The following is a 1,020-nucleotide window of genomic DNA, read 5'->3' on the forward strand; positions in this document are numbered from 1 at the left end:
TCGATTATTTAGGACTAGTCATAGCAATCAATTTACAACCATTTCTTTTCGCTTTCTGTCGCGTCTAAAATATCAATTTTGAATATTGATTTGAATTCTTCCGCCATTTTGAAGGCATCGGCTCTATTTTGAGTTTTATAAAAAGTGATGTGCTTATTTCCTTTATAAAACAAATTAAGTAAAATAATATCATTTTGAAGCGTAGTTTCAGCAGTTATCACACGAATGGTTTGATTTTCTTTTGTTTTAAATACCGAAACATATTCAAACTCTGGACAAGGCATCCACTTTCCAAAACGAAATCCAAATAGTGACTTTATATTCCTATAGGTATTTGTTTTAAGATTGATTTCAGAACCTTCGGTTAGTAATAAATTGATTCCTATCACTAAAAAAATAGTTCCAAATAATAGACTAAAAGAAAGTAATGAATATAAACTAAGAGCTAGAAAAAAGAAGCCAAGTATTTTTTTAAACAAAGGAATGTCTTTTGTATAAGTAACTATATCCATGAATTATGCGTTTGTATGAGCAATTGTTTATTAAAAAACCTTCAACATTACTGAAGAAGGTTTATTATTTTGTCGAAAATATCTTAAATTATAATTTGTGCATGTTTTCTGCTAAAGTCTCAATAAACTTAGTAATCGGACCTTTAATCATCATGGCCATCATTGGGTTAAAATCACCGGCAAAGTCTAGTTTTACTTCACTAGAAGCATCAGAAATAGCATCAATAGAAGCAACCAATGTAAACGGAAGTTTATCACTAGCAGCCGCAAGATTCACTTTAGAATGCGGAACTCCTTCTTTCAATCTCAATTTGATTTCTGGCATACCTTTCAATCCAAAGTTGAATATGTCATCACCAAGAACTTCAAACTTAGCAATATTCTCAGGCATCAACTTCTCAAAATTCTTCACATCAGATAAAGCAGTATATAAATACTCCGCTGATTTGGCTACTGTTACTTTTGGGCTTTCTAAATTCATGTTTTATTGTTTGTTGTTTATTGTTTA

General features: G+C 30.6%; 2 protein-coding genes. Both read right to left on the reverse strand.

The genetic code is table 11. The features are described 5' to 3' along the window. Nucleotides 1-32 precede the first annotated feature (32 nt). A complete protein-coding gene (locus DIU01_RS15435; protein WP_290836012.1) occupies nt 33-512 on the reverse strand; it encodes a hypothetical protein in 480 nt (159 codons plus the stop codon). An 88-nt stretch (nt 513-600) separates the two neighbouring features. After that, a complete protein-coding gene (locus DIU01_RS15440; RefSeq protein WP_290836014.1) occupies nt 601-993 on the reverse strand; it encodes an SRPBCC family protein in 393 nt (130 codons plus the stop codon). Nucleotides 994-1,020: the final 27 nt, after the last annotated feature.

The sequence above is a fragment of the Flavobacterium sp. genome, assembly GCF_003525665.1.
Taxonomy (GTDB): domain Bacteria; phylum Bacteroidota; class Bacteroidia; order Flavobacteriales; family Flavobacteriaceae; genus Flavobacterium.

Coding starts and splice junctions, on each gene's coding strand:
- DIU01_RS15435 (WP_290836012.1), bottom strand. CDS start 512: ATGGATATAGTTACTTATACAAAAGACATTCCTTTGTTTAAAAAAATA.
- DIU01_RS15440 (WP_290836014.1), bottom strand. CDS start 993: ATGAATTTAGAAAGCCCAAAAGTAACAGTAGCCAAATCAGCGGAGTAT.